The organism is Ruegeria sp. CJ9 (assembly GCF_056536625.1).
Map to the genome: position 1 here is coordinate 801,942 of NZ_JBQFPY010000001.1, position 25,514 is coordinate 827,455.

Here is a 25,514-nt window from a genome sequence, read left to right on the forward strand (position 1 = left end):
CTCATAGTCCTAAAGTGTGACTTTCCAGATAGCACGCATGACCCGGTCCGGCCACTCCTTGCGTTATGGCAGGGGCGAAAGGCCGATCACAGGCGCGTGCAGGTGAAGCAGAACCACAAATGCGGCCAAGGAAATCAGCGCGATCCCCAAGCCAGGCCAGGGTTGCGGCGCGCGCAGGGAAAACCGCGCCGTATTGCGGGATAGGCGTACCCATTCGATCCCCATATCGCGCGCCTTGCGCTGATCGATCAGCGCCATGCCCCACGCCGCAAAACCTGCAAAAAGACCAAATAAGATGACATGCGACAGGCTGCCATTCGCCAGAAGATGCGCCAAGGCCCACAGCATCATGGCAGCAAGAAGCGGGTGACGCGTGGTGCGCAGGATACCGGGGTTTTCGGGGTCGAACCGACGGTGACCCAGGCCGCCAAAAGAAAACGGATTTTGGATTGTCAAACCTGCCACCGCCAACCAGCACACCACAGGCATGGTCAACAGCGGCACCCAACGTAGGATGGGAAGCGGTGGAATTACTTCAACATAGGGCGCTTGCGCTGCGGCGACGATCAGCCAGCCCAAAACTAGCAGGGACAACGCGGAATAGGCCATAAAATACCCCCTGCGTCCCATCACGTCGATCAACCGCCCGCGCACGACGGGTCGGGCGGGGATGGCGTGGGTCAGCAGAAAGGTGATCAGTGCGGCAAGGAAAAGGGCCCAACCCAGCATGGTATTCTCCGTCAATGTTGGCCCCTATTTAGGTCCGTGACGCGGCATGATCCTTGTCCGAAATCAAGTCGGGTGCGGCGCATGGGGTTTCCGCGCATGTTCTGGGCATATTGTTTCAACGCTTGCAACCCGACAATGAACAGGCAACCCTGCCTGCGGAGGACACCGATGCACCATTTCGATGAGATCTACACCATGGCTGCCAATCGCCACGGTGGGCCCGACGCGTTGCGGGCCAAGCTGAGCAAACCTAAAAGCGTGGCTGAGTTGACCGCCCTGCCCGATGATCGCTGGCTGTCGATCATCACGAAATGCGTCTTTCAGGCCGGGTTCAACTGGAAGGTTATCGAAAGCAAATGGGATGGGTTTGAAGCTGCCTTTGATGGTTTTGACGTCGGTCGCTGCGCCTTTATGGATGATGAGAAGTTCGACGCCCTGCTGCAAGACACCCGCATTGTCCGCAATGGCACCAAGATCGCCACGGTCCGCGACAATGCCGCGTTTCTGCTGGAACTGCGTCAGGAAGGTGGTGTGGGAAAGGTGCTGGGCGGCTGGCCCTCGACTGATTACGTCGGCTTGCTGGCGATGCTAGGCAAGCGCGGGTCGCGTCTGGGTGGGGCCTCGGCGCAATACGCCATGCGATTTGCCGGGCGCGACAGTTTCATCCTGTCGCGGGACGTCACCGCCCGATTGATTGCTGAAGGCGTGATCGACAAAGCGCCAAGCTCCAAGAAGGCGATGGCTGCCGTTCAAGACGCATTCAACACCTGGATGGACCAATCCGGGCGGTCGTTGACGGAAATCAGCCAAGTTTTGGCGATGAGCCTGTAAAACCGGTTGCAGTGCGGGTGCTTCACACTAGGCTCACTTCATGACCTGCCGCATTTTGATGATGGTTCTCCTTCTGCTTGCATCCTGCGGTCGCCCGCTGACCGAGCAGGAACGTGCTTTTGCCACCGCTGTTCAGGGCGAGTCGCTGAATCTGGATCGGGTGCGCCTGGTCGAGGGGGCTCCGGTCGCGCCAATCACGTTTTACCGCAAGGAACGGCCCCGTCTGGCCTGCCGTGAACGCATATTGCCAGCCCCGACCGAAGGGGTCGTCACAGCAAAGCCCGCCGCCGTAGCCCTGTTCAACAAGGTCTATTTCACGCGTGAGTGGTATCTTGAGGACTATATGTCCGACTTCCCCGAGCAGATGAACCTAATCGCCGGAATGCTGCTGGCGCATGAGCTGACACATGTGTGGCAATGGCAGAACCGGAAAACCACAGGCTATCACCCTTTGCGTGCAGCGGCCGAGCATGGTGGCAACAAGGACCCCTATCTGTTTGATATCGAAACCTCGTCCGACTTCCTATCCTACGGGTTTGAACAACAAGGCGCGATTGTCGAGGAATATGTCTGCTGCCGGGCGCTGGACCCTCAAGCCCCCCGCACCCAACGCTTGCACGACATGCTGGGCGCGCATTTCGACATTTCACCCCTGCCGAACCAACCGCGTGAGCGCGATATCGTCATCCCCTGGAGCGGCGCAAAGACCGAAGGCATTTGCCGCTAGACGTTACCCGCCTTGCAATGTTTCAAGATAGGCGATCAGATCCACGATCGGCTGGCTGGTCAGAATCGGCTGCCCCTCGGGTGTTTTCATCGAGGTGTCCTGCCCGTCGAAATAAGGACCATAGACTGGCATCGGGCTGCCGTGGCTGACCAACGGATCGCGCCCGTCAATCCGCGCAACGACGCGCGCAGTTGGGAAAACACCGTCTTCTCCGGCCAGCTTGGTCAGATCAACCGGCTGAATGACCAATATCCCCGCCATCGGCCCATGCCCGGTCGCATCGATTCCGTGGCAGGTTGCACAATAGTGCTGATACAGCTCGGCCCCGGTATCCACATCCTGTGCCGCGACCTGTGCAGCGGTCACAAGCACTCCGAACGAAACGGCAGTCATTAGGGGTCTGGGCATCGCATCCTCCTGTCACGATTGACATATACAGGCTTGCCCGAGGGCCGGCTTGGCGCAATGATCCAGATCAACGAAGCAGATGGGTACGGGCAATGACACAATATGCAGTTATCATGCTGGCCGCCGGGATTGGCGTTCCAATCCTTGCCGCTCTGAACGCGGCGCTTGGAAAGCTGATCGGATCACCGACCACCGCCGCCGTCATCCTGTTCGCCATCGCGTTCGCAGCATCCGCGCTGGTGATGGTTTTATTTACCGGCACGGGCGCGCTGCCCAAAGTCACGCAGGCCCCGAAACACCTGCTATTGGCCGGTGTCCTGATCGCCTTTTACGTCCTATCCATCACCCATGTCGCACCGCATTTCGGTGTCGGTAATGCGGTGTTCTTCGTTTTACTCGGGCAACTGATCAGCACGGCAGCCATCGACCACTTCGGGCTTTTCGGCGCGCAAGTCACGCCGCTGACATGGATACGCGCAGGTGGGATCGCCGTGATGGCCGCGGGCGTTGCGATCACTCAACTGGCCTGAGTATACCGCCCTCCAACCGCAGCTTGCGGTCCATCCGCGCGGCAAGTTCCATGTTATGCGTGGCGATGAGTGCCGACAGCCCTTCGTCCCGCACCAGTGCCATCAGCGCGTCAAACACCTGATCCGAGGTTTCGGGATCCAGATTTCCTGTCGGCTCATCCGCCAGCAGAACGCGCGGCTTGTTGGCCAGCGCCCGGCAAAAAGCAACCCGCTGTTGTTCACCGCCTGACAGCGCCGCCGGGCGGTGATCAGCGCGCGGTGCCACACCAACGCGGTCCAGCAAAGACTTCGCCCGCGCTTGTGCCGCCGCCTCGGACACCCCGTTGGCCAGTTGCGGCAAGGTGATATTCTCCAGCGCCGTGAACTCGGGCAGCAGATGGTGGAACTGATAGACGAACCCGACGTCCTGACGCCGCAATGCGGTGCGTGTCCGGTCGCCCTTACCTTTGAAATTCTGACCCGCAATCTCGACCGAGCCGTCATCCGGCGTGTCCAGCAAACCGGCAATGTGCAAAAGGGTCGACTTGCCCGCGCCGGATGGTGCAACCAGCGCCACCGCTTCGCCCGCGTGCAGTTCCAGATCGGCCCCACGCAGCACCTGAACCTCGCCCGGTGTGCCCTTCAGATAGGTCTTGGTCAGACCGCTCAATCGCAATGTCACATCATTCATAGCGCAGCGCCTCAACCGGATTCAGCCGCGCCGCGCGGCGGGCGGGGAAATAGGTGACGAAAAAGGACAGGCCCAGCGACAAGCCGATTGCCTTCAACACGTCCGACAGGTGCAGTTCGGCGGGCAGGGCATAGATGCCGCGAATGGAAGGGTCCCAGACACCGCCACCCATGACGTAGTTCACGAACGAAAAGATCGGATCGATATAAATCGCGAACAAGCAACCCAGAACAACACCCATCACGGTGCCTATGATGCCGGTGAATGCACCGCAGATGAAGAACACCCTCAGTACGGATCCCTCGCTCAGACCGATGGTGCGCAGGATGCCGATATCGCGCCCCTTGTTCTTCACCAGCATGATTAACCCCGAGACGATATTCATCGCCGCAATCAACACGAGGATCGACAGGATGATAAACATCACGTTGTCCTCGACCTCTAACGCGCGCAGGAACCCGCCCGAGGCGTCCTGCCAGGTCCAGATCTGACTTCGTTCGCCGGCGGCCTCAAGAATAGGGATCAGGATCGGTGTCAGTTCTTCAGGGCGGTCAACCATCACCTCGATCTCATCCGCAACGCCCTCGCGGTTGAAAAAGCCCTGCGCCTGTTCGAACGGCATATAAACGCGGGTGCGGTCGATATCATAGCGCCCGGCCGAGAAGACATAGACCACCCGATAGGCATTCACACGAGGTGAGGTACCAAAGGCCGTCTTCACCCCGTTAGGGGACGTCAGTTTGACCGTATCCCCCACAGTTGCCCCAATACTGCGCGCCACGCCCGAACCGATGGCGATAACGTCCTCTCCATTCTGGAATTCGGAAAGATCCCCAACCGCCTGTTCGCTTTCGGCGACGCCGGGCAAGTCCAGCAGGTCGTCAGGCTGAATGCCAAAGACCTCAACCCCGCTGCTGCGCTCGCGATTGGTAATCAGCACCTGCCCTTTGACCAAGGGCGCGGCGCGTTCAACGCCGGGCACCTGCGCAACGCGCTCAGCCACTCCGTCATAATCCGCGATGGTGCGGTCCAGGTTACCCTGCGCATCGAAATTACCCGCCGAGTAGACAGTGACATGCGCATTGGCCCCCAGAATGGTACCCACGAACTCGGATCGGAAGCCGGACCGAACGGCCAGCGTCGCGATCAGGGCAAACACCGCCAGTGTAATTCCGATCAGTGAAATCCAGGTCATCACGCTGACACCGCCCTCGGCACGGCGTGCGCGCAGGTATCGCCAGGCGATCTTCCATTCGAATGGGGCAAAGGGCGGGGGCGTCTTGGCCATGTCTGCTCCGGGGCTTTTTGGTTTGCGCGACCCTTTCGGCATTTGCCGGGATGGTCAAGGTGGTTATGCGCGTCCCGCCCGGCGATAGGCAATCCTGCGACTTTTATTGGCATGGCCCAATACGAATCACCCTAGGTGTCGGGAAGCTCGCTCTGGCGAAAGGAGAGAGAAAAGATCCAGATTACACCCTTGGTTGTGACCCCCTTCACAGACAACCCCCAATTGTTTCAGCTATGAAGTCAATAGGGCCGTTGCGTGAGTTACTGAACTCAAAATGCAACATTGATTAAGCAATATTCTTTCGCCTTTTGCTTATTTTTTAAAACTTTGTCACCTTAGATGTAAGGGGGATATCATTTTTAGAGCGGGAGTCGCTCATGTTTGTAAAGAGTAATAAGGAATTGTTGGACCCGATTTTGGTCCGAAACGCATCTTCAGAACTGGATTGTGAAACAGCAGCATTGTTGCGCGCAGTCATTCGCCCTGTTTTCGATACAGCGGCAAGCTGGGCAAGTTTGACCGATATCCTGAAAGACAAAGGATACCGATTGGCGTTCCGTCAGGGGCGGCTGTGCATTACGGATCGCACGACCGATCAACGGGTTTGTGGGATACGCTTTCTAGGGTTCGAATACAAAGATCTGGTCAGACGTCTGGGCCGTCCGATTGTCGTTGCACGCGGCAACAGTGCGGATGGTGAAATTCTGACGGAACGACCGGAACCGCAGTGAACCTAGAAAGACCGCCAGAACTGAGCCTTGCGACGTAACGTCTTTGTCAGGCTGTAAAGCGCGGCACGCGCGATAGCAGGCTGCGATAGCGATTTCAGCAAAATGGCGCCTGAAACCCGAACCGGCAAATGGCCTTGCTTGTACCACCCAAAGCGCTGCGCGTCCGAGTACCCGGACAGATCGCAGAACTGACTGTAGTTTTTCAGCCAACATGCGGCCATTTCGGCCCCGGCAGCGTCTGTGTCTGCTGATACTCCACCGATCCGAAACAGTGATATTGGGGCCTGCAACCGCTGGCCGGAATGGCCAGACAGGATCATTCGCAAAACCATGTCATAGTCCGCGGCGATACGGAATTGTAGGTCGTGACCGCCCAATTCCTGAAACAACGCCCGTTTCAGGACCATCGCATTGTGACCGAATGGTAAGCGCTGCAAGATGGATTTCGGGGTTAGCCGACGGGCATGACGGCGGTTGCCCTCATCATCGAAAAAGACGGTTTCACCATACACAAAATCGGGCTTATCGGGCTCGATAGCTTTTTGCACCCTCAACAGGCTGTCAGGGTCTGCAATCAGATCGTCCGAGTTGAGAAACAAGACATACTCGCCGCGACACCGATCAACCGCCTGGTTCATCGCGTCATACAGGCTTTTGTCTGCCTCACAGAAATACCGCACAGGAATGGGGTCGCCCGACTCCGAGAATTTCTGAATCGTGTCTTTCAGCAGGTCCTGCGTTCCGTCATCGGATTGGCCGTCCCAGATCACATGCTCGATGTCACGGAGCTTTTGCGACTGCACGCTGTCCAGGGCGGCGAGGACTTGCACCTCGCGCCCTGCTTCGATCAGGTTCCGCGTAACGGTGACGACCGAGATCAGCGGCCGATGATCCTGTTCAGGCGATTTGCTCATAGATTTCGGCAACTTTCGTGACGGCAGCTTCGGGGCTCAACTCCTCGCTTTCACCGGTACGGCGGCAGGTCAGCTCAACGACGCCGTTTTTCAGACCCCGCGGCCCGACGGTGATACGCCACGGCAAGCCGATCAGGTCCATGGTGGCAAACTTGCCCCCTGCCCGTTCGTTGCGGTCATCATACAGCGGCTCAAGACCCAGAGCGGTCAGCGCGCCATAGAGTTTGTCGCAGGCGGCGTCAGCCTCATCATCACCCTGCTTGAGGTTTACGATACCGCAATGGAACGGTGTTACGCCCTCGGGCCAGATGATGCCCTTATCGTCATGGCTGGCTTCGATGATCGCACCGATCAGACGACTGACACCGATGCCATGGCTGCCCATATGGACCGGCGTTGGTTTGCCATCGGGGCCCTGAACGGTAGCGCCCATCGCCTCGGAATACTTGGTACCGAAATAGAAAATCTGCCCCACTTCGATCCCGCGCGCCACACGGCGGCGATCTTCGGGCACCTGATTGAACAGCGCCTCGTCATGGGTTTCATCGGTACGGGCGTATTTCGAGGTGAACTCTTCCAGAATGGCCTGACACTGCTCTCGGCTGTCATAGTCGATCTGACGATCACCAAACGTCAGGTCGGTGACGGCGCTGTCATAGAACACTTCGGATTCACCCGTATCGGCCAGTACGAGGAATTCATGGGTGTTGTCGCCGCCGATCGGGCCGCTATCAGCACGCATCGGAATAGCCTGCAGGCCCATGCGCTCATAGGTGCGCAGGTAGGTAACCAGATGACGGTTATAGGCGTGCAGCGCGTCCTCTTTGGTCAGGTCGAAATTATACCCGTCCTTCATGTAGAACTCGCGCCCCCGCATCACGCCAAAGCGCGGGCGGATCTCGTCACGGAACTTCCACTGGATTTGGTACAACGTCAGCGGCAGGTCCTTGTAGCTGCTGACGTGGCCGCGGAAGATATCGGTGACCAGCTCTTCGGCCGTGGGCGTGAACAGCATATCCCGGTCATGCCGGTCCTTCATACGCAGCATTTCCTGACCGTAGTCATCATAGCGCCCGGATTCACGCCATAGGTCTGCCGATTGGATAATCGGCATCTGGATCGCGATATGACCTGCGCGCGCCTGCTCTTCATGGATGATATTTTCCAACTTACGCAGAACTTTGAAACCCAGCGGCAGCCAGGAATAAATCCCGGCCGATGCTTGCTTGATCATCCCGGCGCGCAGCATCAGCCGGTGGCTGACGATCTGGGCCTCGGACGGGTTTTCCTTGAGAACGGGCAGAAAGTAACGGCTGAGGCGCATTGTATGACCTTCACGGGTGAGAATTCGACTTCAAAGGTCCTTATTCCAAAGCCCCGCCGGGGGCAATCGGCCATTGGTTATTTTGCGACCTCGGGACGGTCGGAATTTTGATTGACCCGCCAGCCAAGGTTTTCAATGGTGGCTAAAATGCAAACCCATGAGGCGCCGATGCAAACCATTCAGGAACCCGCCCGTCAAATTCCCGTCGTTCACAAAACCGACGTTCTAGTTGTGGGCTCCGGCCCCGCGGGGCTGGCCGCTGCCTTGGCGGCAGCGCGCGCAGGGGCCGAAGTGTCTCTGGTCGACCGCTTTGGCTGCATGGGTGGCAATATCACCGCCGTGGGTGTCGAAGGATTTGCTTGGTACCGCCATGAGAAAACCGTCGAAGCAGGCGGCATTGGTCTGGAATTTGAAACCCGCGCCCGGGACATGGGGGCAGCGGTGCCAGAAAGCCAGTCGCTCAGCTATGAGTTGGACAGCGAAGGGTTCAAACTGGTTGCTGACAAGCTGGTCGAAGAGGCCGGGGTGCATCCAATGTTGCACCGTCAATTCGTTGCTCCAATCATGGATGGTGACCGGATCACCGGCGTCATCACCGAATCCAAAGCTGGGCGTGAGGCGATTTTGGCCAAGGTAGTGATCGACGCCACCGGGGACGCGGATGTAGCCCATCGCGCAGGCGCGCCCACCTACAAGACCGCGCGCGAGGATATGATGGCCGCTTCGGTCATGTTCCATCTGGCAGGCGTCGACAAGCGCGCCTTTATGGAGGGCGTCAAGGCCGACCCGCAGACCTATAAGGACTGGGGCGGCGGTGGCGAGTGGAACATTGAAACCAGTGGCAAAGAGGACGACATGTTCTCACCCTTCGTCAAGAAACCGTTCCAGCAAGCCATCGAACAGGGTCTGATCCCACCGCATCTGAACACCATCGCCGGCACTTGGGGCGCGGTCCACGATACGGGTGAGCTGACTTATATGAACCTGATCCATATGGACGGGATAGACGGCACCGATCCCGATAGCCTGACCCGTGGCGAGATCGAGGGCCGTCGACAGTCAATGCTAGCCATCGAGGCGCTGCGCCGTTTCATGCCCGGCTGCGAAAACGCGCGTCTGCGGAATTTCGGCATGACCATCGGCATTCGCGACACCCGCAAGATCGATGCGATCTACAATATGACCGAGGACGACGCCCGGCATCAGGGTCGGTTCGAGGATACGATCGGCATCTATCCTGAATTCATCGACGGCTATGGCATCCTGATCCTGCCGACCACGGGCCGGTATATGCATGTGCCCTACCGTTCGATGCTGCCGAAAGGCGTTAAGGGTCTGCTGGTTGCAGGCCGGTCGCACGGGGCGGACAAGGTGGCCCATGCCGCCACCCGCAATATGTCCTGCTGTGCGGTCATGGGTCAGGGTGCCGGGATTGCAGCCGCCCTGTCTCTGAAGAGCAATCAGGACTTGCATGGGCTGAACCTAGCCCCGGTTCATGCTGAACTTGACCGCCAAGGCGTCAGGGTTCACTGATGGGTGGCATTCCCACTATAGACATCGCCCCGCTGTTTAATGCGTCCCATGCGGATTATGAGCAGACCGTTCAGCAGGTCATGAGCGCCTGCACTGATATCGGTTTTTTGTCGATCACCGGAACCGACATACCCACTGACACGGTTCAAAAAATGCGCGCCTGTGTGCAGGCCATCTTTGACGTTGAAGAAGGTGCCAAGTGGGATCAGGCCATCACCCGCGACAATTATCGCGGGTTCATCCCGCTGGGGTTCTTCACCCCAAATGACGGGTCTGGCAAGGCGGACAAATACGAAGGCTACAAGTTGCACTATGAGGTCGCCAGCGATGCGCCGATCCGCAACGATTGTGCCTTGTACGGCCCGAATGTCTGGCCGTCGCAGGTGCCAGACGCTCGCGGAATGATCCTTGACTACTGGTCCCAACTCGACCGCGTTGCAGATGCCTTGCTGGGTGCGTTGGAAACAGGTCTGGGCCTGCCCCCACTCCAATTGCGGGACGCTTTCCGCGACCCCATGACCAACATGACTTTGCTGCACTATCCTCCTCAAGCCCCCGATGAGGGCGGCTATGGCATTCATCCCCACAAGGACACCGATGCCTTGACCATCATCGCCCCTGACCCCGTTGGCGGGCTCGAGGTGCAAACCATGGACGATAGTTGGGTCAGCCCTGACTGCCCGCCGGGCGGGTTTGTCGTCAATATCGGGGATATGCTGGAACTTTGGTCCGGCGGGAGGCTGAAATCTACGCCGCATCGGGTGGTGAATCGCTCGGGACAGGAACGTTACTCGTTTCCTTATTTTGCCGTGCCCCGCCATGACGTGGTGGTTTCACCTCTGGTCGCCCCCCTGCCCGGCTTTGATCGGCCCGCGGTACATTGCGGCCATTGGTCTGCGGAAATCTGGCGCACCAACTGGCCGGACGAGGCCGCCCATGACGCCACGCCTGAACTGGGCACGCTCAGCGATTAGCGCCCGGGAAATGTACGGGCGATGAAGCGCTTGCATCATGGGGCTGCATGCGCCAAGAACACTGGCAAGAGCCGAAAACAAGGGGACAGCCATGGCTTTGCCGGTGAAGGATCAGCTCAGGTACTGGGGCATAGCCGCTGTAGTTTTTGTGCTTCTATTGTGGGCACTTGGCGACGTTCTTTTGCCCTTTGTGATTGGCGGAGCAATCGCTTACTTCCTTGACCCAATTGCAGACCGGTTGGAAAACTTGGGGCTGACGCGAATGGCCGCGACAGGGATTATCACCATTGTCGGCGTTCTGGGATTTGTGCTGATGGTGCTGATGGTGGTGCCCGCGCTGATCACCCAGTTGATCGATCTGGTCGAAGTTATGCCCAGTCTGCTCAAAGAACTGCGCGGCTTCATCGAAAAACAATTCCCATCCCTGCTGGATACCGAATCCAGCTCTCACCAATTCCTTGTGTCGCTGGGCGAGACGTTGCAATCCAAAACTGGAGACGTTCTGCAATCCGTCGCCGCTTCGCTGGGATCAGCCATCAACGTGGTGGTTCTGCTTGTCATCGTGCCGGTGGTTGCCGTGTATCTGTTGTTAGATTGGGATCGTATGATAGCCCGCATAGGAGAGCTGCTACCTCGTGACCACGCCCCAACGATCAAGCGGCTGGCGGGTGAGATTGACGATGTTCTTGCCTCATTCGTCCGCGGCATGGGAACCGTCTGTCTGATCCTGGGCACCTACTACGCCGTTGCGCTGATGATCGTTGGTCTGCAATTCGGCCTGATCGTGGGCTTCATCGCAGGGCTCGTGACATTCATCCCCTATCTGGGTGCCCTGATTGGCGGCACGTTGGCTATCGGCCTTGCGCTGTTTCAGTTCTGGGGCGATTGGCTTCATATCGGCCTGGTGGCAGGCATCTTCGCGCTGGGACAGGTGACCGAGGGCAATTTCCTGACGCCCAAGCTGGTTGGCAGCTCGGTCGGGTTGCACCCTGTCTGGCTGCTGCTGGCCCTGTCCGTCTTTGGCGCGCTGTTCGGCTTTGTGGGTATGCTGGTTGCTGTTCCGGTTGCCGCAGCGCTGGGCGTGGTCGCCCGGTTCCTGACCTCAATCTATCTGGACAGCCGCCTGTATACCGGCCTCGACGGGTTGAAGCAGGAAGACGAATAAATGGCCCAACAACTCAGCTTTGATCTACCGGCCAAAACCGCACTGGGCCGCGAGGATTTTTTTGTCTCGCCCGCCAATGCGCTGGCCGTTGCGATGATCTCGGCGACGTCGTGGCCCGGCAACAAGCTGGTCCTCAGCGGCCCTGCCGGGTCTGGCAAAACGCATCTGGCCCATGTCTGGGCTGCCGAAACCGGCGGGCGGATCATTCAGGCCCGCGATGTGCGGTACGAAGACGTGCCCGCCTTGGCCAGCACTCCGATAGCGGTCGAAGATATTCCGATGGTCGCAGGCGACCTCGATCAGCAGAAAACCCTGTTTCACCTGCACAACTTGGTGCTGGCAGAAGGCCATGCGTTGTTGATGACCGGGCGGTTAGCGCCAAAGCTGTGGGAACTGCCACTGCCCGATCTGCAAAGCCGGATCGAAGGGGCGCATCACGTGGCGTTGGACCCACCGGACGATGCCCTTTTGGGGGCCGTTCTGGCCAAGCTGTTTGTCGACCGCCAACTGAATCCCGGACCAGACGTGATTGCCTATCTCGTCAAGCACATGGATCGGCGGTTCAAGACCGCAGCCGAGGTCGTAGCCCGGTTGGATCATCTAGCCTTGTCGGAAAAGCGGGAAATCACCCGCGCTCTTGCGATCCGGGTGCTAAACGCGGACATGACAGATGTCGCATCCGACAATTGACCCGCACACTGCGATTTCGCATTCTGCCACCCGAATATCTGGAATAGACATGGATCAGATTGCAGAAGCCAAAATCCCGGACTGGGGATCGTTCGGCAAGCCCTTGTTCGACAACCCCGAGGCCCGCGCCCTGTCGCGGGTGGGCGTGGTCGACGTTGGATCGAACTCGGTCCGGATGGTAATCTTTGACGGGGCCGCGCGATCCCCGGCTTATTTCTACAATGAAAAGATAATGTGCGAGCTGGGTGCGGGCCTGTCGGAATCCGGGTTCCTTAACCCGCGCGGGCGCAAGCGTGCGCTGTCCGCTTTGCGCCGGTTTCAGCAATTGGCCAATGATCTGGACCTACCGGGCCTGCATGTCGTGGCAACCGCTGCAGTGCGCGAAGCCAAGGATGGACCGGATTTTTGCAATCAGGTTCATTCGGAAACCGGTCTGACCGTTCAGGTCATAGACGGCGGCGAAGAGGCGCGCTTGTCCGCGCAGGGTGTGTTGCTGGGCTGGCCCGGGGCTTATGGCCTGATCTGCGACATTGGCGGTTCATCCATGGAACTGGCCGAGATTGGCGACGGTCAAGTCGGGCGCCGTCTGACCTCGGCCCTGGGGCCATTGAAACTACGCGATATCAAGGGCGGGCGGCGCGCGCGCAAGGCCCATATCAAGGCCACCATGGAAGAACTGCGGGATCAGCTGGGGCCGCAGCGGGATCGCCTGTTTTTGGTGGGCGGCAGCTGGCGTGCTTTTGCACGTCTGGACATGCTGCGCCGGGGTTATCCGCTGAACGTGCTGCATGAATACCGCATGACCACAAAGCAGGTCCGTGAGACCATAAAGTTCATCGAAAAAGGTGATCCGGATCAGCTGCGCAGTCAGGCGGGCGTGTCTAGTTCCCGCATGGCGCTGATCCCCTATGCGATGGACGTTCTGGCGCGGCTGATCCGCACTTTCAAACCAAAGGACATCGCGATCTCAAGCTATGGCATCCGCGAAGGGTTGCTGTACGAACAAATGCCGCAGATTCTGCGCGACCGTGACCCGTTGATCGAAGCCAGCTACTTCTCCGAAGCCAAAGATGCCCGTCTGCCCGGATTTGGCAAACACCTGTTTGATTTTGTCATGCCGTTGTTCAAATCCGCTCCAGAGGCACGCGTGCGCCTGATCAAGGCTGCCTGCCTGCTGCACGACGTCAGCTGGCGCGCCCATCCCGATTACCGGGCCGAGATTTGTTTCGACAATGTCACCCGCGCCAATCTGGGCGGATTGAAACATTCTGAACGGGTTTTTATCGGCCTTGCGCTGCAACACCGTTATCGCAATAAACGCGAGGGCAACCGGTTCGAGCCGCTTTACAAACTGCTGGACGAGAAAGATCAGAAACAGGCTGAAATTCTGGGCAAGGCCATGCGCTTTGGCGCCATGCTGTGGATGCACCACGATGTCAAAATGGGCACGCTGCGATTCTATCCCAAAAAGCGTCAGCTTGAACTGCGGCTGCCCAAAGCCGCAGAACCATTGTTCAGTGAGGTGGCCGAAGCGCGCCTGAATTCCTTGGCGAATGCCCTAAAGTCAGAGGTTCACGTCACTATCCGAGGTTAGATTTCCGTCGCTCCGTCGGCTTCTTCTTCGATTTGCTCGGGCTCTTCTGGTTGATCCTCAGGCTTTTTGCGGATGATGATATCCCCATTGGGCAATATCTCAGGCGCTTCATAGGCGCTCCAGTCCTCGATCTCACCCGCCAGTTCGGCCAGGGCTGGGCCCATCTCTTCAAAGAATGACTGCATTGCTGGGCCAAATTGGCTGACCAGCCCCTGCAAGTCTTCCAGCGCGGGTTCCATTTCCTTGCGCAAACCTTCAAAAAACAGTTCGGCCCCCTGCTCCATCAAGGATTTGCCGGTATCTTCCTCGGCCTGTGCGGGCAAGGCCAGCGCGACCGATAACGCGCAGATCGCAATGAGATGTTTCATGTCAAAGAATATAAGCAGAGCCTTCCGTCGATAAAAGGTCACAACGCGATATCCAGAGTAACGGGGAAGTGGTCGGACGCGGTCAACAAGGCCTGATGCAAGTCCTCTGACGCACGAAGGCCTGCGTCTTTGAAAGGGTGCCAGATACGCCACGCCGGACGATTGGCGCGCAGGTTTTCACTGACCATGATGTAGTCCAGCAGCGCCTCAAGATACCGCCCACCCTCGCGGGCAAACCGGGCGGTTGACGGCTCTGCGTCCGTCCCCGCGGCATGCGGGTCAAACAATCCGGCCTGCAGCAGAATTTCGACCGAGGATCGGCCAAACAGGTGTTCAAACTCATCCAGCCCCGGCCCATCGTTCAAATCGCCCAGCAGGATGACCTGTTCCTCGGCCTCGACATGCGCTTTGACACGCCGAGACAGCCACACGGCCTGCGCCAGTTGCTTGCGGCGATTCGCGATCGAGATGCGGATCGCCTCATCCCGCGATCCCGCCCCGTGCGGGGCCTTGGATTTCAGATGCGCCCCGATCAGGCGAAGCTGCGCGCCGGATCGGATCTGCACCGCCAGTTCCATCGGGGGTTTGGAAAAACGCACAAGATCCTCGGTCGCATCGATATCGAGGTCGATATGGAACACGTCGTCGAACCTGGGGGCCGCATCGTTGCCCGCAACCGGGTCGTGCCGCGCTTGCAGCACATTCGGATCGTAAAGCAGCGCCAGCTCTTGATGGGTATCGTTGGGAAACCCCATCACCGCGTGTGAGGTGCGCAGATCAAACGCCTCGGCAAAATTCTGCAAAGCACGGATGGTGTCCTGCGATTTCCCGGAATTGGGGGCTTCGACAATCAAAACTGCATCCGCGTCAATTGCCGTCAGAACCTTGGCGATGGCCTCAACCTGCTGCGCTTTGGTGACGTTGTGACGACCGGACCAGCGATCATTGACGACCAAATTATCATTGCGGTCGAACAGGTTGGCGAACCATTCAATATTGTAGGTCGCCAACCGCATTCGCCTACGCCTGTGCGCCGTTGATCTCGTCCCAGGCGCGGTTGATGTCGATCATCTTTTTCTCGGCCAGACGGATGGCTTCCTCGGGCACGCCGCGGGCCATCATCGCGTCGGGATGGGTATCACGAACAAGTTGCCGCCAAATCTTGCGGATTTCAGGCAGCGGCATGTCGTGCGGCACTCCCAACACGGTATAAGGGTCATTGGGTGCGTCAGGCACAAACCGCGCGCGCAAGGCCATGAACTGCGCGTCGGTCTGACCGAAAATGCGGCTGACCTGTTCCAGAAATTCGTTCTCGTTTGGGTGATAGAACCCGTCGGCCATGGCGATGTGAAACAGCCCCTCCATCAGGTCGCACAGCGTGGTGCTGTCATCGGCAAACATACGGGCAATCTTGCGGGCATAGTCCTGATAACCGGCAACGTCCGTCCGGGCCATGTCGAAAACACGTGCGGCACCGGCCTCATCATCGCGGGCAATCTGGAAGACATCGCGAAAGGCGGTGACCTCATCCCGCGTCACCTGCCCGTCAGCCTTTGCCATCTTCGCACCCAGCGCGATCACGGCAATTGCAAACGCAACCGAGCGTTCCGGCGGCGTGCGCAGTTTTTCAAATACGTCCGTAAGGCTTTCACCCTGGGCAAGCGCACTTAGCGCATCGGATATGCGGGTCCAGATCGACATGGGCGCACCCTAGCGTCCGAAATCGCGACTGTCAGGTACGACAGGTGGGTCAGAGGAAATAATTTTCTGCATCAGCACAAGATCCAACCGTTTGCCCCATTTGAATCCAACCTCTGGCATGTGCCCGACTTGCTTAAACCCCAGCGCCGCGTGGAATGCGACCGCCCCAGGATTCGCCGAGGAGATCCCGGCCACCAGCACATGCACACCTTCCACCCGGGCGGCGGTCTCAAGCGCCGCCATCAATGCCCTCCCACCCCCCTGCCCCCGCGCATCAGGTGCCAATTGGATCGTAAGCTCGCGGCACTGCGCGTAACCTGGCCCGGAGCGGTATGGGCCGTAGGTGGCAAAACCCACAACTTGCTTGCCTTTTCCCGCAACCCAATAGCCGTCCCCACGAGAAACGATTTCCTTGGCGATGCTTTCGACGCTGCGCTCATCCGTGGTGAAGGTCACAAGCGTATCGCGGATGATCGTGTTGGTGATTTCCGCGATTGAGGCGGCGTCCGCGACCTTTGCGCGCCGTATTTTCATTCCAGCACGCGGGGGCCATGCGGGGTTTCGAACTCGGCCCGCAAGGCGGCCGGACCGGTATCGAACACCACGGTTTCCAGATTACCCAGCAACCGCGCCAGATCCAAAGCGTCAGGATGAAAAACCACCAAACGTCTCAGGCGGCATCCACTGCCTTGCAACATACGCGCCGGGTGTAGATCGCCGTGCCATTGAATGAGCGCAGGAAACAGATTGTCGAATGGCAGCCGCCCGTTGGGCGGGACCGCCATTTGCCACCTCAGCGCGCCTCGGGTCAGGTCAATTGGTTGGCCTACGCCATCTGGGAATATGGACAGTGCGGCCTGGATATCTGAGACCCGGCATATCCAGTTTGTTAGGCGCGGCTGGCCAGAAAATCGATCCAGATCGAACCACCGTGTGCGCTTTAGTTTTGGTGCCTGCGGATCAATCGCGATGGCCTCGAGATAAAGCTCATCCCGCAAACCCAGTAACCGGTTGTGCGTGCCGAAAGCATCATGTTTACCGCCCGCCTGCAGTGGCACTCCCAATGCCTGTTCGATATGGGCCGAGGCTTCTTCCAATGTTTCGCCCGCAACGGCCAAATGATCCAGTAACACGTGCGCTGCCTCCAACAAAAAACGACCAGATCCCGATGGATCTGGTCGCATGTTTTCGCCAACGGCGGTGAATCACAAGATTTTTCGGCGAAAAATCTTGGCTGGCCTCAGCCTTTTGCTTCTCGGATCAGACGCAGGATATCCTGCGCGGCCTCGGGGATATTGGTTCCCGGACCAAAGATCGCCTTAACACCATGGTCATAAAGGAACTGATAATCCTGCTGCGGGATCACGCCGCCACAGATCACAATGATGTCCTCTGCCCCGGCTTTCTTGAGTTCCTCAACCAGTTGCGGCGCCAGTGTCTTGTGCCCCGCGGCTTGCGAGGAAATGCCAACCACATGCACATCGTTATCAACTGCGTCTTGCGCAGCTTCGGCAGGTGTTTGGAACAACGGGCCAACGTCCACGTCAAACCCGATATCGGCAAAGGCTGTGGCGATGACTTTGGCACCTCTGTCATGCCCGTCCTGCCCCATCTTGACCACCAGCAAACGGGGGCGACGGCCTTCGGCTTCGGCGAACTCCTCAATGGATTTCTGGATCGCAGCAAAGCCCTCATCACCTTCGTAAGCCGCGCCGTAGACACCGGCCAAAGTCTTCACCTCGGCGCGGTGGCGGCCGAATTCTTTCTCCATTGCCATGCTGATCTCTCCTACGGATGCGCGGGCGCGGGCGGCCTCGACCGCAGCAGCCAGCAGGTTGCCACCCTCGCGGGCGGTCTTGGTCAGTGCGTCCAGCGCTTGTTGGCACGCAGCTTCGTCGCGAGTGGCGCGAATGCGTTCCAGACGTGCCACCTGAGCCTCACGCACGGCGACATTGTCGACGTCCAGGATGTCGATCGGGTCTTCCTGTTCCTTGCGGTATTTGTTGACCCCGACGATAACCTCGTCACCCCGGTCGATCATCGCCTGACGACGGGCGGCGCTTTCTTCGATCCGCAGTTTCGGCATACCCGAGGCTACGGCCTTGGTCATACCGCCCATTTCCTCGACTTCTTCCATCAATGCCCAGGCCTTTTCGACCAGTTCATTGGTCAGGCTTTCGATGTAGTAGGACCCGGCAAGCGGATCGACCACATCGATCACGCCGGTTTCTTCCTGCAGTACCAACTGAGTATTCCGCGCTATGCGTGCCGAGAAATCGGTGGGCAGCGCAATCGCCTCGTCCAGCGCGTTGGTATGCAGCGATTGGGTACCGCCCAGAACCGCACTCATCGCCTCATAGGCGGTGCGGATCACGTTGTTGTAAGGGTCCTGCTCTTGAAGCGACACACCAGAAGTCTGGCAGTGGGTGCGCAGCATCTTCGACCGCTCGGATTTTGCTCCGAACTCGGTCATAACCCGGTGCCACAAGGTGCGTGCGGCACGCAGTTTGGCAATCTCCATGAAGAAGTTCATGCCTATGGCAAAGAAAAACGACAGGCGTCCAGCAAATTTGTCCACATCCATCCCGGCCTGCGTTGCGGCGCGTACGTATTCACGCCCGTCCGCCAAAGTATAGGCCAGCTCCTGCACCAAGTTCGCTCCGGCTTCCTGCATGTGATAGCCGGAGATCGAGATCGAATTGAATTTGGGCATCTCATTCGACGTGAATTCAATAATATCCGAGATGATCTTCATCGAAGGATCGGGCGGATAAATATATGTGTTGCGCACCATGAACTCTTTCAGAATGTCGTTCTGAATGGTGCCCGACAGGACGGATTTGTCGTGCCCCTGCTCTTCGCCCGCCACGATAAAGCTGGCAAGGATGGGGATCACCGCACCGTTCATCGTCATCGAAACCGAGACCTTGTCCAACGGGATGCCATCGAGCAGGATTTTCATATCTTCAACGCTGTCGATGGCCACACCAGCCTTGCCGACATCACCAACCACGCGCGGGTGGTCACTGTCATAGCCCCGATGCGTCGCCAGATCGAAAGCAACCGAGACGCCCTGTTGGCCCGCAGCCAGATTGCGGCGGTAAAAAGCGTTCGATTCCTCGGCCGTCGAAAACCCGGCATACTGGCGAATTGTCCACGGCCGCCCCGCATACATCGTCGCCTTCACCCCGCGCGTAAACGGACCGAAACCGGGCAACGATCCCATATGCGGAAGATTTGCAGTGTCCTCCTGCGTATAGAGCGGTTTGACGTCGATGCCTTCCAACGTCTCTTTCGTCAGGTCCTCCAACGGACGCCCGCGCAGCTCTTTTTCGGCTAGCGCGCGCCAGTCTTTCGTATCGGTCATAGCGATATCCTTTTTTCAATTCGGGTCGCGCTGGGGCCTGGCCTGCGCGTTGTGGTGTTCGGACGGGTTGGTTCAGACAGCGCTTTACGCAAAATTTTGAACCTTTGATGCAATTCGCCGGTCGCATTCACCGACGCAGGGGCTATATTCAATTCAACAGGAGGCCCCATGATACGAACGCTTGCCCTTGTTTTCTCGGCACTATTCCCGCTGGCCGCCTTGGCTGCCGACGGGTCCGCACCGGTGGAAGACGAATTTGTTCGCCCTACTGGTGACAGCGATCTCAGTGAGTTTCTTTGGGTCAAACGGCCCATCGTCGTTTTTGCCGACACGCCAGCCGACCCGCGGTTCCAGCAACAGATCGATATGCTGACCGAAGGCGAGGCAGCGATGCGCGACCGTGATGTGGTCGTGCTGACCGACACCGACCCTTCGGCGCGGTCTCCGATCCGGTCGCAGCTGCGGCCTCGCGGGTTCCAAATGGTATTCGTAGACAAGGACGGCGTGGTCAAACTGCGCAAACCGTCCCCATGGAGCGTGCGTGAAATCGGCCGGTCCATCGACAAAACCCCCCTGCGCGAACGCGAGATTCGCGAGCGGCGCCAGGGCGGCTGAACGCATTCGCCACGCCCAAAGCACCCGGCGCAAAACGCCGGGACCATTTGGATATATGACGAACGCGCGGACATGATCACTCGAACTCGATGATCACGTCGTCCACGGCCAGACTGTCGCCGGGGCCTGCGTTGATCTTGGCTACCACGCCTTTCTTCTCGGCGCGCAGGATGTTTTCCATCTTCATCGCCTCGACCGTACAAAGCGCCTGACCTTCCTGAACCTCCTGACCTATTTCGACGTCGATCTTCACGATCAGTCCTGGCATCGGGCACAGCAGCATTTTCGAGGTATCAGGTGGCAACTTCTCGGGCATCAGTTTGGCCAGTTCTGCCTGACGCGGTGTACGGACATGAACTTTCAGGTCAGCACCTCGATTGCGAATACGGAAGCCGCCAGAGATTTTGCCGACCTTCAGAACAAGCGGAGCGCCGTCTACGTCTAGCAACGCAAGCTGATCGCCCGGTGTCCAATCTGATGCAACACGCATCACCGCACCGTCAGTGAACGTAACCGTTGACCCGTCATGATCCGCCTCGATGGCAAGTTCGAAATCCTGGCCTTGCAGGGTAACGGTCCAATCGGTTCCGACCTTACGCTCGTGATTATCCATGCGGCCCGAAACACGGGTGCGGCGAATCTCAGCAACACGATGCATCGCCGCGCATGAGGCCGCGATGCGACGCAAGTCGGCCTCGGGCAAGATTACACCTTCAAACCCGTCGGGATATTCTTCGGCGATGAAGGCCGTTGTCATATCGCCGCTGACGAATTTCGGGTGATCCATCACTGCGGACAGGAACGGCAGGTTGTGACCGATGCCTTCGACCTCGAAACTGTCCAGCGCTACACGCATCGCCTCAATCGCGGCTTCACGGGTCGGAGCCCAGGTACACAGCTTGGCGATCATCGGGTCGTAATACATGCTGATCTCGCCGCCTTCATAGACGCCGGTATCGTTACGCACGGCGGCCTCACCATTGGGCGCGTCACCCTGCCACTTGCCGTTGTCCAACATCGGGCCAGCTGCGGTTTCCTGTGGCGGGCGATAGCGGGTCAGACGGCCAATCGACGGCAGGAAGTTGCGATACGGGTCTTCAGCATACAGACGGTTTTCGATGGCCCAGCCGGTCAGGGTCACGTCGTCCTGCGTGATGGATAACGGCTCACCCGCAGCAACGCGGATCATCTGTTCAACCAGATCGACACCGGTGATCAACTCGGTCACTGGGTGTTCCACCTGCAGGCGTGTGTTCATTTCAAGGAAGTAGAAGTTCTTGTCGCCATCCACGATAAATTCCACCGTACCCGCGCTGGCGTAGTTCACAGCCTTGGCCAGAGCGACAGCTTGTTCGCCCATCGCCTTGCGGGTTTCAGGGTCAAGGAAGGGCGACGGGGCTTCTTCCACCACTTTCTGGTTCCGACGCTGGATCGAACATTCACGCTCGCCCAGATAAATCCCGTTACCGTGGCTGTCGCACAGCACCTGAATTTCGATATGGCGCGGCTGGGTCACGAATTTCTCGATGAAAATCCGGTCATCGCCAAACGAATTCGCGGCCTCGTTCTTGGAGGACTGGAACCCTTCGCGCGCTTCTTCGTCGCTCCACGCGATCCGCATGCCTTTACCGCCGCCACCGGCGCTCGCTTTAATCATGACCGGATAACCGATTTCGTTCGAAATCTTTACTGCCTCATCCGCGTCTTCGATCAGGCCCATATAACCGGGAACAGTCGAAACACCCGCATCCTGCGCGATTTTCTTCGAGGTGATCTTGTCACCCATGCTTTCAATCGCACCAACCGGGGGACCCACAAAAGCCACGCCTTCGGCATCCAATGCCTCGGCGAATTTGGCGTTTTCAGACAGAAAACCGTAACCCGGATGCACCGCCTGCGCCCCGCTCTGGCGGATGGCATCCATCACCTTGTCGATCACAATATAGGACTGGTTCGCGGGCGGCGGGCCGATGTGTACGGCCTCATCCGCCATCGATACATGCAACGCTTGTCTGTCCGCGTCCGAGTATATGGCAACTGTGCCGATACCCATCTTGCGTGCAGTCTTGATGACCCGGCAGGCGATCTCACCCCGGTTGGCGATCAGGATCTTGTTGAACATGGAACGTCCTTTGTCTTGATGTTCTGGAAACGCAAAACGCCGCCGCAGGGCGTAAACCCTGCGACGGCGTGATGCGCAATGGCAACCGGAGCGGCGGGCGCCCCGAATTCTTGGTTAGTAACAGTTCTTCTGTGTTTTGCAGTACAGCACGTTGCCCGCAGCCCCGACTGCTGCGCCGACAAACGGATCCGCTCCGATGACCGCCGAACCCAGTGCCCCTGCGCCGCCGCCAAGCAACGCCTGTTCACCGAATGAGTCGCCGCAGGCAGCAAGGCCCGCGCAGGTCGCAACGGCCAGGAAGAATTTTGAGATTCGCATGTGTTCTGCCCCTTTAGCTTTCTTGATGCATTGGGGCGCAGATGCCGGAACCAAGCGCTGTTATTCAATAACAAGCGCTGGAAATGGATGTTTTGCGCAGATTTATGCCGCATCACGCCTGCATTGTGCGCAAAGAAAAACGCGGGCAGGATTTTGTGGGTTTCACAAACCTGCCCGCGGAAGGAAGGGGTACGGAATAGTAGGTGCTTGTGCGGCGCAGGCAAAGTAGAGCCGCACGGCCCGATCACATTGCACGGCACAAATGAGGCCGCAAACAAAGTATTGTTTCCACCCAAATTTCCGGCCAGAATTCGCCCATAAGGCGAATTCCCGCGCAAAATCGTGCCGACACCGGGTCGTCCCGACTGGAAAACGCCATCCTCTGAATCAGTCACACTTCCGTTACAATTCGCGCTTCCGAGGCAGTTTTCTGCATGTGCAACATCACGTCTCAGTTCGCTGTTCCCATTTGAAAAAGTCTTTGCGAACGTATGGTTGACAGATCTGTTCACTTTGCTGTGAAAAATATCGACTCTTTGCACAATTTTGCTTGAGGAAAACGGCGCTTTCTTTGCCGTTCTCGTGATTTCCCCCACTGACGTTTGCGTGAAACTTTGCGTGGGCACACTCGCACACAAGGAATCAACTGCATGATTACAAATAGAAAAAAGGCACTCTTGCTTGCTGCCTCTGCGCTTAGCGTCACGGGCACGCTCGCGCTCGCTCAAGATGCCGGAACCCAGGCTGAACTGGATGCGCTGCGCGCCCGCGTCGAGGCGCTGGAGACCGCAAATACCGGCTCTGGGGGCGGAGACGGAGACCTGAGGATCGGAAACACCACCTTGGATCTCTATGGCTACGTCAAGGCCGACTTTTTCTACGATACGGATTTTGAACTTGGCGATTTGGCCGATACGTCGCGGATTGGTGAGCCCCAATTTGCCACGGATGGAACCTTTGGCGCCACGGTTCGCCAATCTCGGGTCGGATTGCGCACGACGACGCCAAGTGCGTTGGGCGATATCGGTGGTCAACTGGAACTGGATCTTTTCTCCGGCGGTACGGACGGTCCGGCCGAATTGCGTCTGAGACACGCCAACATCACAATCGGTGACCACTGGTTGATCGGTCAGTACTGGACCAACTTCCAGCCGCTGGATACCTACCCGACCTCTGTGGAATTCAACGGCCCCGTTGGTATCCCCTTCGCGCGTGTCCCTCAGGTGCGCTTTACGAATAAGATTGGCGGCAACGCAACCTTTGCCCTGTCGGTTGAAGAAAATGTCGGCGCTTCGAATTCCGACGATCCGGTTCTGACGGCGTCGGCGGAATATAATGACGGGAAATACATCGCCCGAGCCTCGGCCTTGTACGGCAGGGCACAATCCGGTGATGTCGAAGTTGATCAAACCGGCTTTACTCTGTCGGCTGGTATCCGTCCCTGGGAAGGTGGTCTGTTTCAGGTCAACTACGTCGACGGCGAAGCGCTTGGCCCCTATCTGATCGGCTTCGGGGACGCCATCGTCAGTGGAGAGGCCAACGACGTTGACGGCTTTACCGTCGAATTCCGGCAGCAAATTAGCGAAAAGTGGAATGTCGGCATTGCCTATGGCGAAGAAGATTACGACCTGCCCACCTCGACCGGAACTCTGGCTTTTACCGAGCTTGAGACAATCCACGTCAATGCCTTCTACAAGGCAACCGACGACCTGACGTTCAGCGCCGAATATTTCTTTGGCGAACGCAACGACGCGTCTACAGGCCGGACATTTGACTCGGACCGAGTTCAATTCGCGGCCCAGCTGAATTTCTAGGCACACAAATCCACCCTGCCCGATCCTGGGCAGGGTTTTTTCCGAAGTTTCCCCCGAATGGATATGCGCGACAGCGGGTTGCACGGATCAGCGTATCCCGTCGAAGATATCGGGGAACGACATGCGCGCCGCGTCCACATCAATCACCAGCAGCGCATCATAGCTGGCCGGATCGAACGGATCCTCCGCCGCGATCACCTCACGCTCGAACAACCAGCTTAGGCGACCGGCGTCCAGGTTGCCACGCTCGAACGGCTGGTCTCCGAAATTCTGCCACAGCGCTTCCATAAACGCCGCATCCGCGCGGCGATCGGCGGGTTTGCGGTCACGGAACCGCTCGCGCCGGGCAATCGGGGTTACGCCCTTGGGATTGGCGCGGCGAATGGTGAACTGAAAATCAGTTCCGGCCAGACGTCCGGGGAATCCGCGGTGCTTTAGCATGCCAGCACCTCGTTGTTCGATGTATTCGGGGAAACAAACTCGTACCCGATTGCAGACGGGGTCATTTCGCGCACCTCCAAAGTCGCTTTGGTGTCTAGGAACGCTCGGACGTGGTGAAAACGGGGTTTCATGGTCAGAGCCCCTCCCAGATACATTGGGATTGCTCCAGCCGGTAGGCTTCAAAATACTGAGTTGCATCAGGTGAAGATCGCCCGAATTCAAGGGGTCGATCAGAAAGCGATATCACGACCCGCGCCGGATTAAGCTCGTATTTCGCGACATAAGCCACCGCAAGGGTTTGGCACAGATGTTCCATGTCCACCGAGGCCACATCATACCCGATCCGTCCAACGTCCGATCCGATCTTGGGCGCGATAAAACGGAACCTGACCCACAGCTCGCCCGGGTTGTTGTCCAGCAGCACATCACTCAGATGCACCGGCTGACCAGAGGGGACAGGCAACAGGTTTTCGGATTGAGCGATTGCAGGGGAGGTCCATGCCAGAAACGCCAGTACAAAAGCGCGATCCCAGACCCACAAGTGGGCTCCTCTCTCCGGGATCGCGCGCGCATGGCTTTCGGCCCGCGCGTGTATGTATCTGGTAAGACGTCTCATCTAGCAGCTTTGGCCTCAAAGTCAAACGTACCGACAGTTACCCT

Annotated in this window: 28 protein-coding genes; 11 read left to right on the forward strand and 17 right to left on the reverse strand. The window is 58.3% G+C overall.

Features of this window, described 5'->3' with window-relative positions:
- Positions 1 to 63: 63 nt before the first annotated feature.
- Positions 64 to 729 (reverse strand): NnrU family protein, encoded by a 666-nt coding sequence (locus tag ACR0AJ_RS04005; protein ID WP_480740144.1) that lies wholly within the window; start codon positions 727 to 729, stop codon positions 64 to 66.
- A gap of 168 nt (positions 730 to 897) precedes the next feature.
- Between ACR0AJ_RS04005 and ACR0AJ_RS04010 the strand changes: the two genes are divergently transcribed.
- Positions 898 to 1,560 carry a DNA-3-methyladenine glycosylase I gene (locus ACR0AJ_RS04010; RefSeq protein ID WP_480740146.1) on the forward strand — a complete coding sequence of 221 codons (663 nt, stop codon included), beginning with the start codon at positions 898 to 900 and terminating at the stop codon, positions 1,558 to 1,560.
- 40 nt (positions 1,561 to 1,600) lie between these two features.
- Positions 1,601 to 2,287, forward strand: coding sequence for a hypothetical protein (locus tag ACR0AJ_RS04015; protein ID WP_170548032.1), 687 nt, complete (start codon positions 1,601 to 1,603; stop codon positions 2,285 to 2,287).
- A gap of 3 nt (positions 2,288 to 2,290) precedes the next feature.
- Here the strand turns inward: ACR0AJ_RS04015 and ACR0AJ_RS04020 are convergent, their stop codons facing one another.
- A complete protein-coding gene (locus ACR0AJ_RS04020) occupies positions 2,291 to 2,695 on the reverse strand; it encodes a c-type cytochrome (protein ID WP_170348001.1) in 405 nt (134 codons plus the stop codon).
- A gap of 92 nt (positions 2,696 to 2,787) precedes the next feature.
- Between ACR0AJ_RS04020 and ACR0AJ_RS04025 the strand changes: the two genes are divergently transcribed.
- Complete coding sequence (locus ACR0AJ_RS04025) at positions 2,788 to 3,225, forward strand: DMT family transporter (RefSeq protein WP_170360332.1); 438 nt, start codon at positions 2,788 to 2,790, stop codon at positions 3,223 to 3,225.
- On the opposite strand, the gene ACR0AJ_RS04030 is transcribed toward ACR0AJ_RS04025, so the two are convergent.
- Together ACR0AJ_RS04030 and ACR0AJ_RS04035 are read right to left on the reverse strand one after the other, a co-directional pair.
- Positions 3,209 to 3,895, reverse strand: a complete 687-nt coding sequence (locus tag ACR0AJ_RS04030; RefSeq protein ID WP_480635947.1) for an ABC transporter ATP-binding protein — start codon at positions 3,893 to 3,895, stop codon at positions 3,209 to 3,211. The genes ACR0AJ_RS04025 and ACR0AJ_RS04030 overlap by 17 nt on opposite strands.
- Positions 3,888 to 5,183 carry a lipoprotein-releasing ABC transporter permease subunit gene (locus ACR0AJ_RS04035; RefSeq protein WP_170395608.1) on the reverse strand — a complete coding sequence of 432 codons (1,296 nt, stop codon included), beginning with the start codon at positions 5,181 to 5,183 and terminating at the stop codon, positions 3,888 to 3,890. Before ACR0AJ_RS04035 ends, ACR0AJ_RS04030 begins: the two co-directional genes overlap by 8 nt.
- 377 nt (positions 5,184 to 5,560) lie before the next feature.
- Here ACR0AJ_RS04035 and ACR0AJ_RS04040 point away from each other — a divergent pair, with 377 nt between their 5' ends.
- Positions 5,561 to 5,914, forward strand: a complete 354-nt coding sequence (locus ACR0AJ_RS04040; protein ID WP_170347997.1) for a hypothetical protein — start codon at positions 5,561 to 5,563, stop codon at positions 5,912 to 5,914.
- Positions 5,915 to 5,916: 2 nt separating this feature from the next.
- On the opposite strand, the gene ACR0AJ_RS04045 is transcribed toward ACR0AJ_RS04040, so the two are convergent.
- Positions 5,917 to 6,828 (reverse strand): glycosyltransferase family 2 protein, encoded by a 912-nt coding sequence (locus ACR0AJ_RS04045; protein ID WP_170360338.1) that lies wholly within the window; start codon positions 6,826 to 6,828, stop codon positions 5,917 to 5,919.
- Positions 6,812 to 8,152 carry a proline--tRNA ligase gene (gene proS, locus ACR0AJ_RS04050; protein ID WP_170360340.1) on the reverse strand — a complete coding sequence of 447 codons (1,341 nt, stop codon included), beginning with the start codon at positions 8,150 to 8,152 and terminating at the stop codon, positions 6,812 to 6,814. Before proS ends, ACR0AJ_RS04045 begins: the two co-directional genes overlap by 17 nt.
- Positions 8,153 to 8,320: 168 nt before the next feature.
- On the opposite strand from proS, the gene ACR0AJ_RS04055 reads away from it, so the two are divergent.
- From ACR0AJ_RS04055 to ACR0AJ_RS04075, 5 genes are all read left to right on the forward strand, one after another.
- Positions 8,321 to 9,685 (forward strand): FAD-dependent oxidoreductase, encoded by a 1,365-nt coding sequence (locus tag ACR0AJ_RS04055; RefSeq protein ID WP_170349345.1) that lies wholly within the window; start codon positions 8,321 to 8,323, stop codon positions 9,683 to 9,685.
- Positions 9,685 to 10,659, forward strand: coding sequence for an isopenicillin N synthase family dioxygenase (locus tag ACR0AJ_RS04060; protein ID WP_480740149.1), 975 nt, complete (start codon positions 9,685 to 9,687; stop codon positions 10,657 to 10,659). The genes ACR0AJ_RS04055 and ACR0AJ_RS04060 overlap by 1 nt, the downstream gene beginning before the upstream one ends.
- 91 nt (positions 10,660 to 10,750) lie before the next feature.
- A complete protein-coding gene (locus ACR0AJ_RS04065) occupies positions 10,751 to 11,824 on the forward strand; it encodes an AI-2E family transporter (RefSeq protein ID WP_480740151.1) in 1,074 nt (357 codons plus the stop codon).
- Positions 11,825 to 12,514 (forward strand): HdaA/DnaA family protein, encoded by a 690-nt coding sequence (locus tag ACR0AJ_RS04070; protein WP_170374440.1) that lies wholly within the window; start codon positions 11,825 to 11,827, stop codon positions 12,512 to 12,514.
- A gap of 49 nt (positions 12,515 to 12,563) precedes the next feature.
- The gene (locus tag ACR0AJ_RS04075) at positions 12,564 to 14,108 is read left to right on the forward strand and encodes a Ppx/GppA family phosphatase (RefSeq protein WP_170347991.1); all 1,545 of its coding nucleotides are present in this window, start codon (positions 12,564 to 12,566) and stop codon (positions 14,106 to 14,108) included.
- Here ACR0AJ_RS04075 and ACR0AJ_RS04080 read toward each other — a convergent pair.
- The 6 genes from ACR0AJ_RS04080 to scpA all read right to left on the reverse strand — a co-directional run bounded on the left by ACR0AJ_RS04080 (position 14,105) and on the right by scpA (position 19,544).
- Entirely contained in the window at positions 14,105 to 14,476 is a 372-nt protein-coding gene (locus ACR0AJ_RS04080) for a hypothetical protein (protein ID WP_170347990.1), read from the reverse strand. The genes ACR0AJ_RS04075 and ACR0AJ_RS04080 overlap by 4 nt on opposite strands.
- Before the next feature lie 38 nt (positions 14,477 to 14,514).
- Positions 14,515 to 15,492 (reverse strand): endonuclease/exonuclease/phosphatase family protein, encoded by a 978-nt coding sequence (locus ACR0AJ_RS04085; protein ID WP_170347989.1) that lies wholly within the window; start codon positions 15,490 to 15,492, stop codon positions 14,515 to 14,517.
- Between the two features lie 4 nt (positions 15,493 to 15,496).
- The gene (locus ACR0AJ_RS04090; RefSeq protein ID WP_170347988.1) at positions 15,497 to 16,177 is read right to left on the reverse strand and encodes a molecular chaperone DjiA; all 681 of its coding nucleotides are present in this window, start codon (positions 16,175 to 16,177) and stop codon (positions 15,497 to 15,499) included.
- Positions 16,178 to 16,186: 9 nt separating this feature from the next.
- A complete protein-coding gene (locus ACR0AJ_RS04095; protein WP_170347987.1) occupies positions 16,187 to 16,711 on the reverse strand; it encodes a GNAT family N-acetyltransferase in 525 nt (174 codons plus the stop codon).
- Entirely contained in the window at positions 16,708 to 17,310 is a 603-nt protein-coding gene (locus ACR0AJ_RS04100; protein WP_170347986.1) for a VOC family protein, read from the reverse strand. Before ACR0AJ_RS04100 ends, ACR0AJ_RS04095 begins: the two co-directional genes overlap by 4 nt.
- A 107-nt stretch (positions 17,311 to 17,417) precedes the next feature.
- Positions 17,418 to 19,544 (reverse strand): methylmalonyl-CoA mutase, encoded by a 2,127-nt coding sequence (gene scpA / locus ACR0AJ_RS04105; protein WP_480740154.1) that lies wholly within the window; start codon positions 19,542 to 19,544, stop codon positions 17,418 to 17,420.
- Between the two features lie 168 nt (positions 19,545 to 19,712).
- Here scpA and ACR0AJ_RS04110 point away from each other — a divergent pair, with 168 nt between their 5' ends.
- Positions 19,713 to 20,159 (forward strand): DUF4174 domain-containing protein, encoded by a 447-nt coding sequence (locus tag ACR0AJ_RS04110; protein ID WP_170347984.1) that lies wholly within the window; start codon positions 19,713 to 19,715, stop codon positions 20,157 to 20,159.
- 76 nt (positions 20,160 to 20,235) lie between these two features.
- Here ACR0AJ_RS04110 and ACR0AJ_RS04115 read toward each other — a convergent pair whose 3' ends face one another.
- Both ACR0AJ_RS04115 and ACR0AJ_RS04120 read right to left on the reverse strand, forming a co-directional pair.
- Positions 20,236 to 22,281 (reverse strand): acetyl-CoA carboxylase biotin carboxylase subunit, encoded by a 2,046-nt coding sequence (locus ACR0AJ_RS04115; RefSeq protein ID WP_480662383.1) that lies wholly within the window; start codon positions 22,279 to 22,281, stop codon positions 20,236 to 20,238.
- Positions 22,282 to 22,395: 114 nt separating this feature from the next.
- On the reverse strand, positions 22,396 to 22,599 hold the full coding sequence (locus ACR0AJ_RS04120) for a hypothetical protein (RefSeq protein ID WP_170347982.1): 204 nt from the start codon (positions 22,597 to 22,599) through the stop codon (positions 22,396 to 22,398).
- Positions 22,600 to 23,249: 650 nt separating this feature from the next.
- Between ACR0AJ_RS04120 and ACR0AJ_RS04125 the strand changes: the two genes are divergently transcribed.
- Positions 23,250 to 24,413 (forward strand): DcaP family trimeric outer membrane transporter, encoded by a 1,164-nt coding sequence (locus tag ACR0AJ_RS04125; RefSeq protein ID WP_170347981.1) that lies wholly within the window; start codon positions 23,250 to 23,252, stop codon positions 24,411 to 24,413.
- 87 nt (positions 24,414 to 24,500) lie between these two features.
- Here the strand turns inward: ACR0AJ_RS04125 and ACR0AJ_RS04130 are convergent, their stop codons facing one another.
- The 3 genes from ACR0AJ_RS04130 to ACR0AJ_RS04140 are packed head-to-tail and all read right to left on the reverse strand — an operon-like array spanning position 24,501 to position 25,470.
- Positions 24,501 to 24,854 (reverse strand): alpha-amylase family protein, encoded by a 354-nt coding sequence (locus ACR0AJ_RS04130; RefSeq protein WP_170347980.1) that lies wholly within the window; start codon positions 24,852 to 24,854, stop codon positions 24,501 to 24,503.
- Positions 24,848 to 24,985: a hypothetical protein gene (locus tag ACR0AJ_RS04135; protein WP_170360362.1), complete on the reverse strand. Its 138-nt coding sequence runs from the start codon at positions 24,983 to 24,985 to the stop codon at positions 24,848 to 24,850. The genes ACR0AJ_RS04130 and ACR0AJ_RS04135 overlap by 7 nt, the downstream gene beginning before the upstream one ends.
- A gap of 2 nt (positions 24,986 to 24,987) precedes the next feature.
- Positions 24,988 to 25,470, reverse strand: a complete 483-nt coding sequence (locus ACR0AJ_RS04140; protein ID WP_254437370.1) for a DUF6497 family protein — start codon at positions 25,468 to 25,470, stop codon at positions 24,988 to 24,990.
- Positions 25,471 to 25,514 lie beyond the last annotated feature (44 nt).

Excerpts from the sequence above, each read along its gene's own strand:
- ACR0AJ_RS04005 (WP_480740144.1), bottom strand. The coding sequence starts at position 729 with ATGCTGGGTTGGGCCCTTTTCCTTGCCGCACTGATCACCTTTCTGCTG.
- ACR0AJ_RS04010 (WP_480740146.1), top strand. The coding sequence starts at position 898 with ATGCACCATTTCGATGAGATCTACACCATGGCTGCCAATCGCCACGGT.
- ACR0AJ_RS04015 (WP_170548032.1), top strand. The coding sequence starts at position 1,601 with ATGACCTGCCGCATTTTGATGATGGTTCTCCTTCTGCTTGCATCCTGC.
- ACR0AJ_RS04020 (WP_170348001.1), bottom strand. The coding sequence starts at position 2,695 with ATGCCCAGACCCCTAATGACTGCCGTTTCGTTCGGAGTGCTTGTGACC.
- ACR0AJ_RS04025 (WP_170360332.1), top strand. The coding sequence starts at position 2,788 with ATGACACAATATGCAGTTATCATGCTGGCCGCCGGGATTGGCGTTCCA.
- ACR0AJ_RS04030 (WP_480635947.1), bottom strand. The coding sequence starts at position 3,895 with ATGAATGATGTGACATTGCGATTGAGCGGTCTGACCAAGACCTATCTG.
- ACR0AJ_RS04035 (WP_170395608.1), bottom strand. The coding sequence starts at position 5,183 with ATGGCCAAGACGCCCCCGCCCTTTGCCCCATTCGAATGGAAGATCGCC.
- ACR0AJ_RS04040 (WP_170347997.1), top strand. The coding sequence starts at position 5,561 with ATGTTTGTAAAGAGTAATAAGGAATTGTTGGACCCGATTTTGGTCCGA.
- ACR0AJ_RS04045 (WP_170360338.1), bottom strand. The coding sequence starts at position 6,828 with ATGAGCAAATCGCCTGAACAGGATCATCGGCCGCTGATCTCGGTCGTC.
- proS (WP_170360340.1), bottom strand. The coding sequence starts at position 8,152 with ATGCGCCTCAGCCGTTACTTTCTGCCCGTTCTCAAGGAAAACCCGTCC.
- ACR0AJ_RS04055 (WP_170349345.1), top strand. The coding sequence starts at position 8,321 with ATGCAAACCATTCAGGAACCCGCCCGTCAAATTCCCGTCGTTCACAAA.
- ACR0AJ_RS04060 (WP_480740149.1), top strand. The coding sequence starts at position 9,685 with ATGGGTGGCATTCCCACTATAGACATCGCCCCGCTGTTTAATGCGTCC.
- ACR0AJ_RS04065 (WP_480740151.1), top strand. The coding sequence starts at position 10,751 with ATGGCTTTGCCGGTGAAGGATCAGCTCAGGTACTGGGGCATAGCCGCT.
- ACR0AJ_RS04070 (WP_170374440.1), top strand. The coding sequence starts at position 11,825 with ATGGCCCAACAACTCAGCTTTGATCTACCGGCCAAAACCGCACTGGGC.
- ACR0AJ_RS04075 (WP_170347991.1), top strand. The coding sequence starts at position 12,564 with ATGGATCAGATTGCAGAAGCCAAAATCCCGGACTGGGGATCGTTCGGC.
- ACR0AJ_RS04080 (WP_170347990.1), bottom strand. The coding sequence starts at position 14,476 with ATGAAACATCTCATTGCGATCTGCGCGTTATCGGTCGCGCTGGCCTTG.
- ACR0AJ_RS04085 (WP_170347989.1), bottom strand. The coding sequence starts at position 15,492 with ATGCGGTTGGCGACCTACAATATTGAATGGTTCGCCAACCTGTTCGAC.
- ACR0AJ_RS04090 (WP_170347988.1), bottom strand. The coding sequence starts at position 16,177 with ATGTCGATCTGGACCCGCATATCCGATGCGCTAAGTGCGCTTGCCCAG.
- ACR0AJ_RS04095 (WP_170347987.1), bottom strand. The coding sequence starts at position 16,711 with ATGAAAATACGGCGCGCAAAGGTCGCGGACGCCGCCTCAATCGCGGAA.
- scpA (WP_480740154.1), bottom strand. The coding sequence starts at position 19,544 with ATGACCGATACGAAAGACTGGCGCGCGCTAGCCGAAAAAGAGCTGCGC.
- ACR0AJ_RS04110 (WP_170347984.1), top strand. The coding sequence starts at position 19,713 with ATGATACGAACGCTTGCCCTTGTTTTCTCGGCACTATTCCCGCTGGCC.
- ACR0AJ_RS04115 (WP_480662383.1), bottom strand. The coding sequence starts at position 22,281 with ATGTTCAACAAGATCCTGATCGCCAACCGGGGTGAGATCGCCTGCCGG.
- ACR0AJ_RS04120 (WP_170347982.1), bottom strand. The coding sequence starts at position 22,599 with ATGCGAATCTCAAAATTCTTCCTGGCCGTTGCGACCTGCGCGGGCCTT.
- ACR0AJ_RS04125 (WP_170347981.1), top strand. The coding sequence starts at position 23,250 with ATGATTACAAATAGAAAAAAGGCACTCTTGCTTGCTGCCTCTGCGCTT.
- ACR0AJ_RS04130 (WP_170347980.1), bottom strand. The coding sequence starts at position 24,854 with ATGCTAAAGCACCGCGGATTCCCCGGACGTCTGGCCGGAACTGATTTT.
- ACR0AJ_RS04135 (WP_170360362.1), bottom strand. The coding sequence starts at position 24,985 with ATGAAACCCCGTTTTCACCACGTCCGAGCGTTCCTAGACACCAAAGCG.
- ACR0AJ_RS04140 (WP_254437370.1), bottom strand. The coding sequence starts at position 25,470 with ATGAGACGTCTTACCAGATACATACACGCGCGGGCCGAAAGCCATGCG.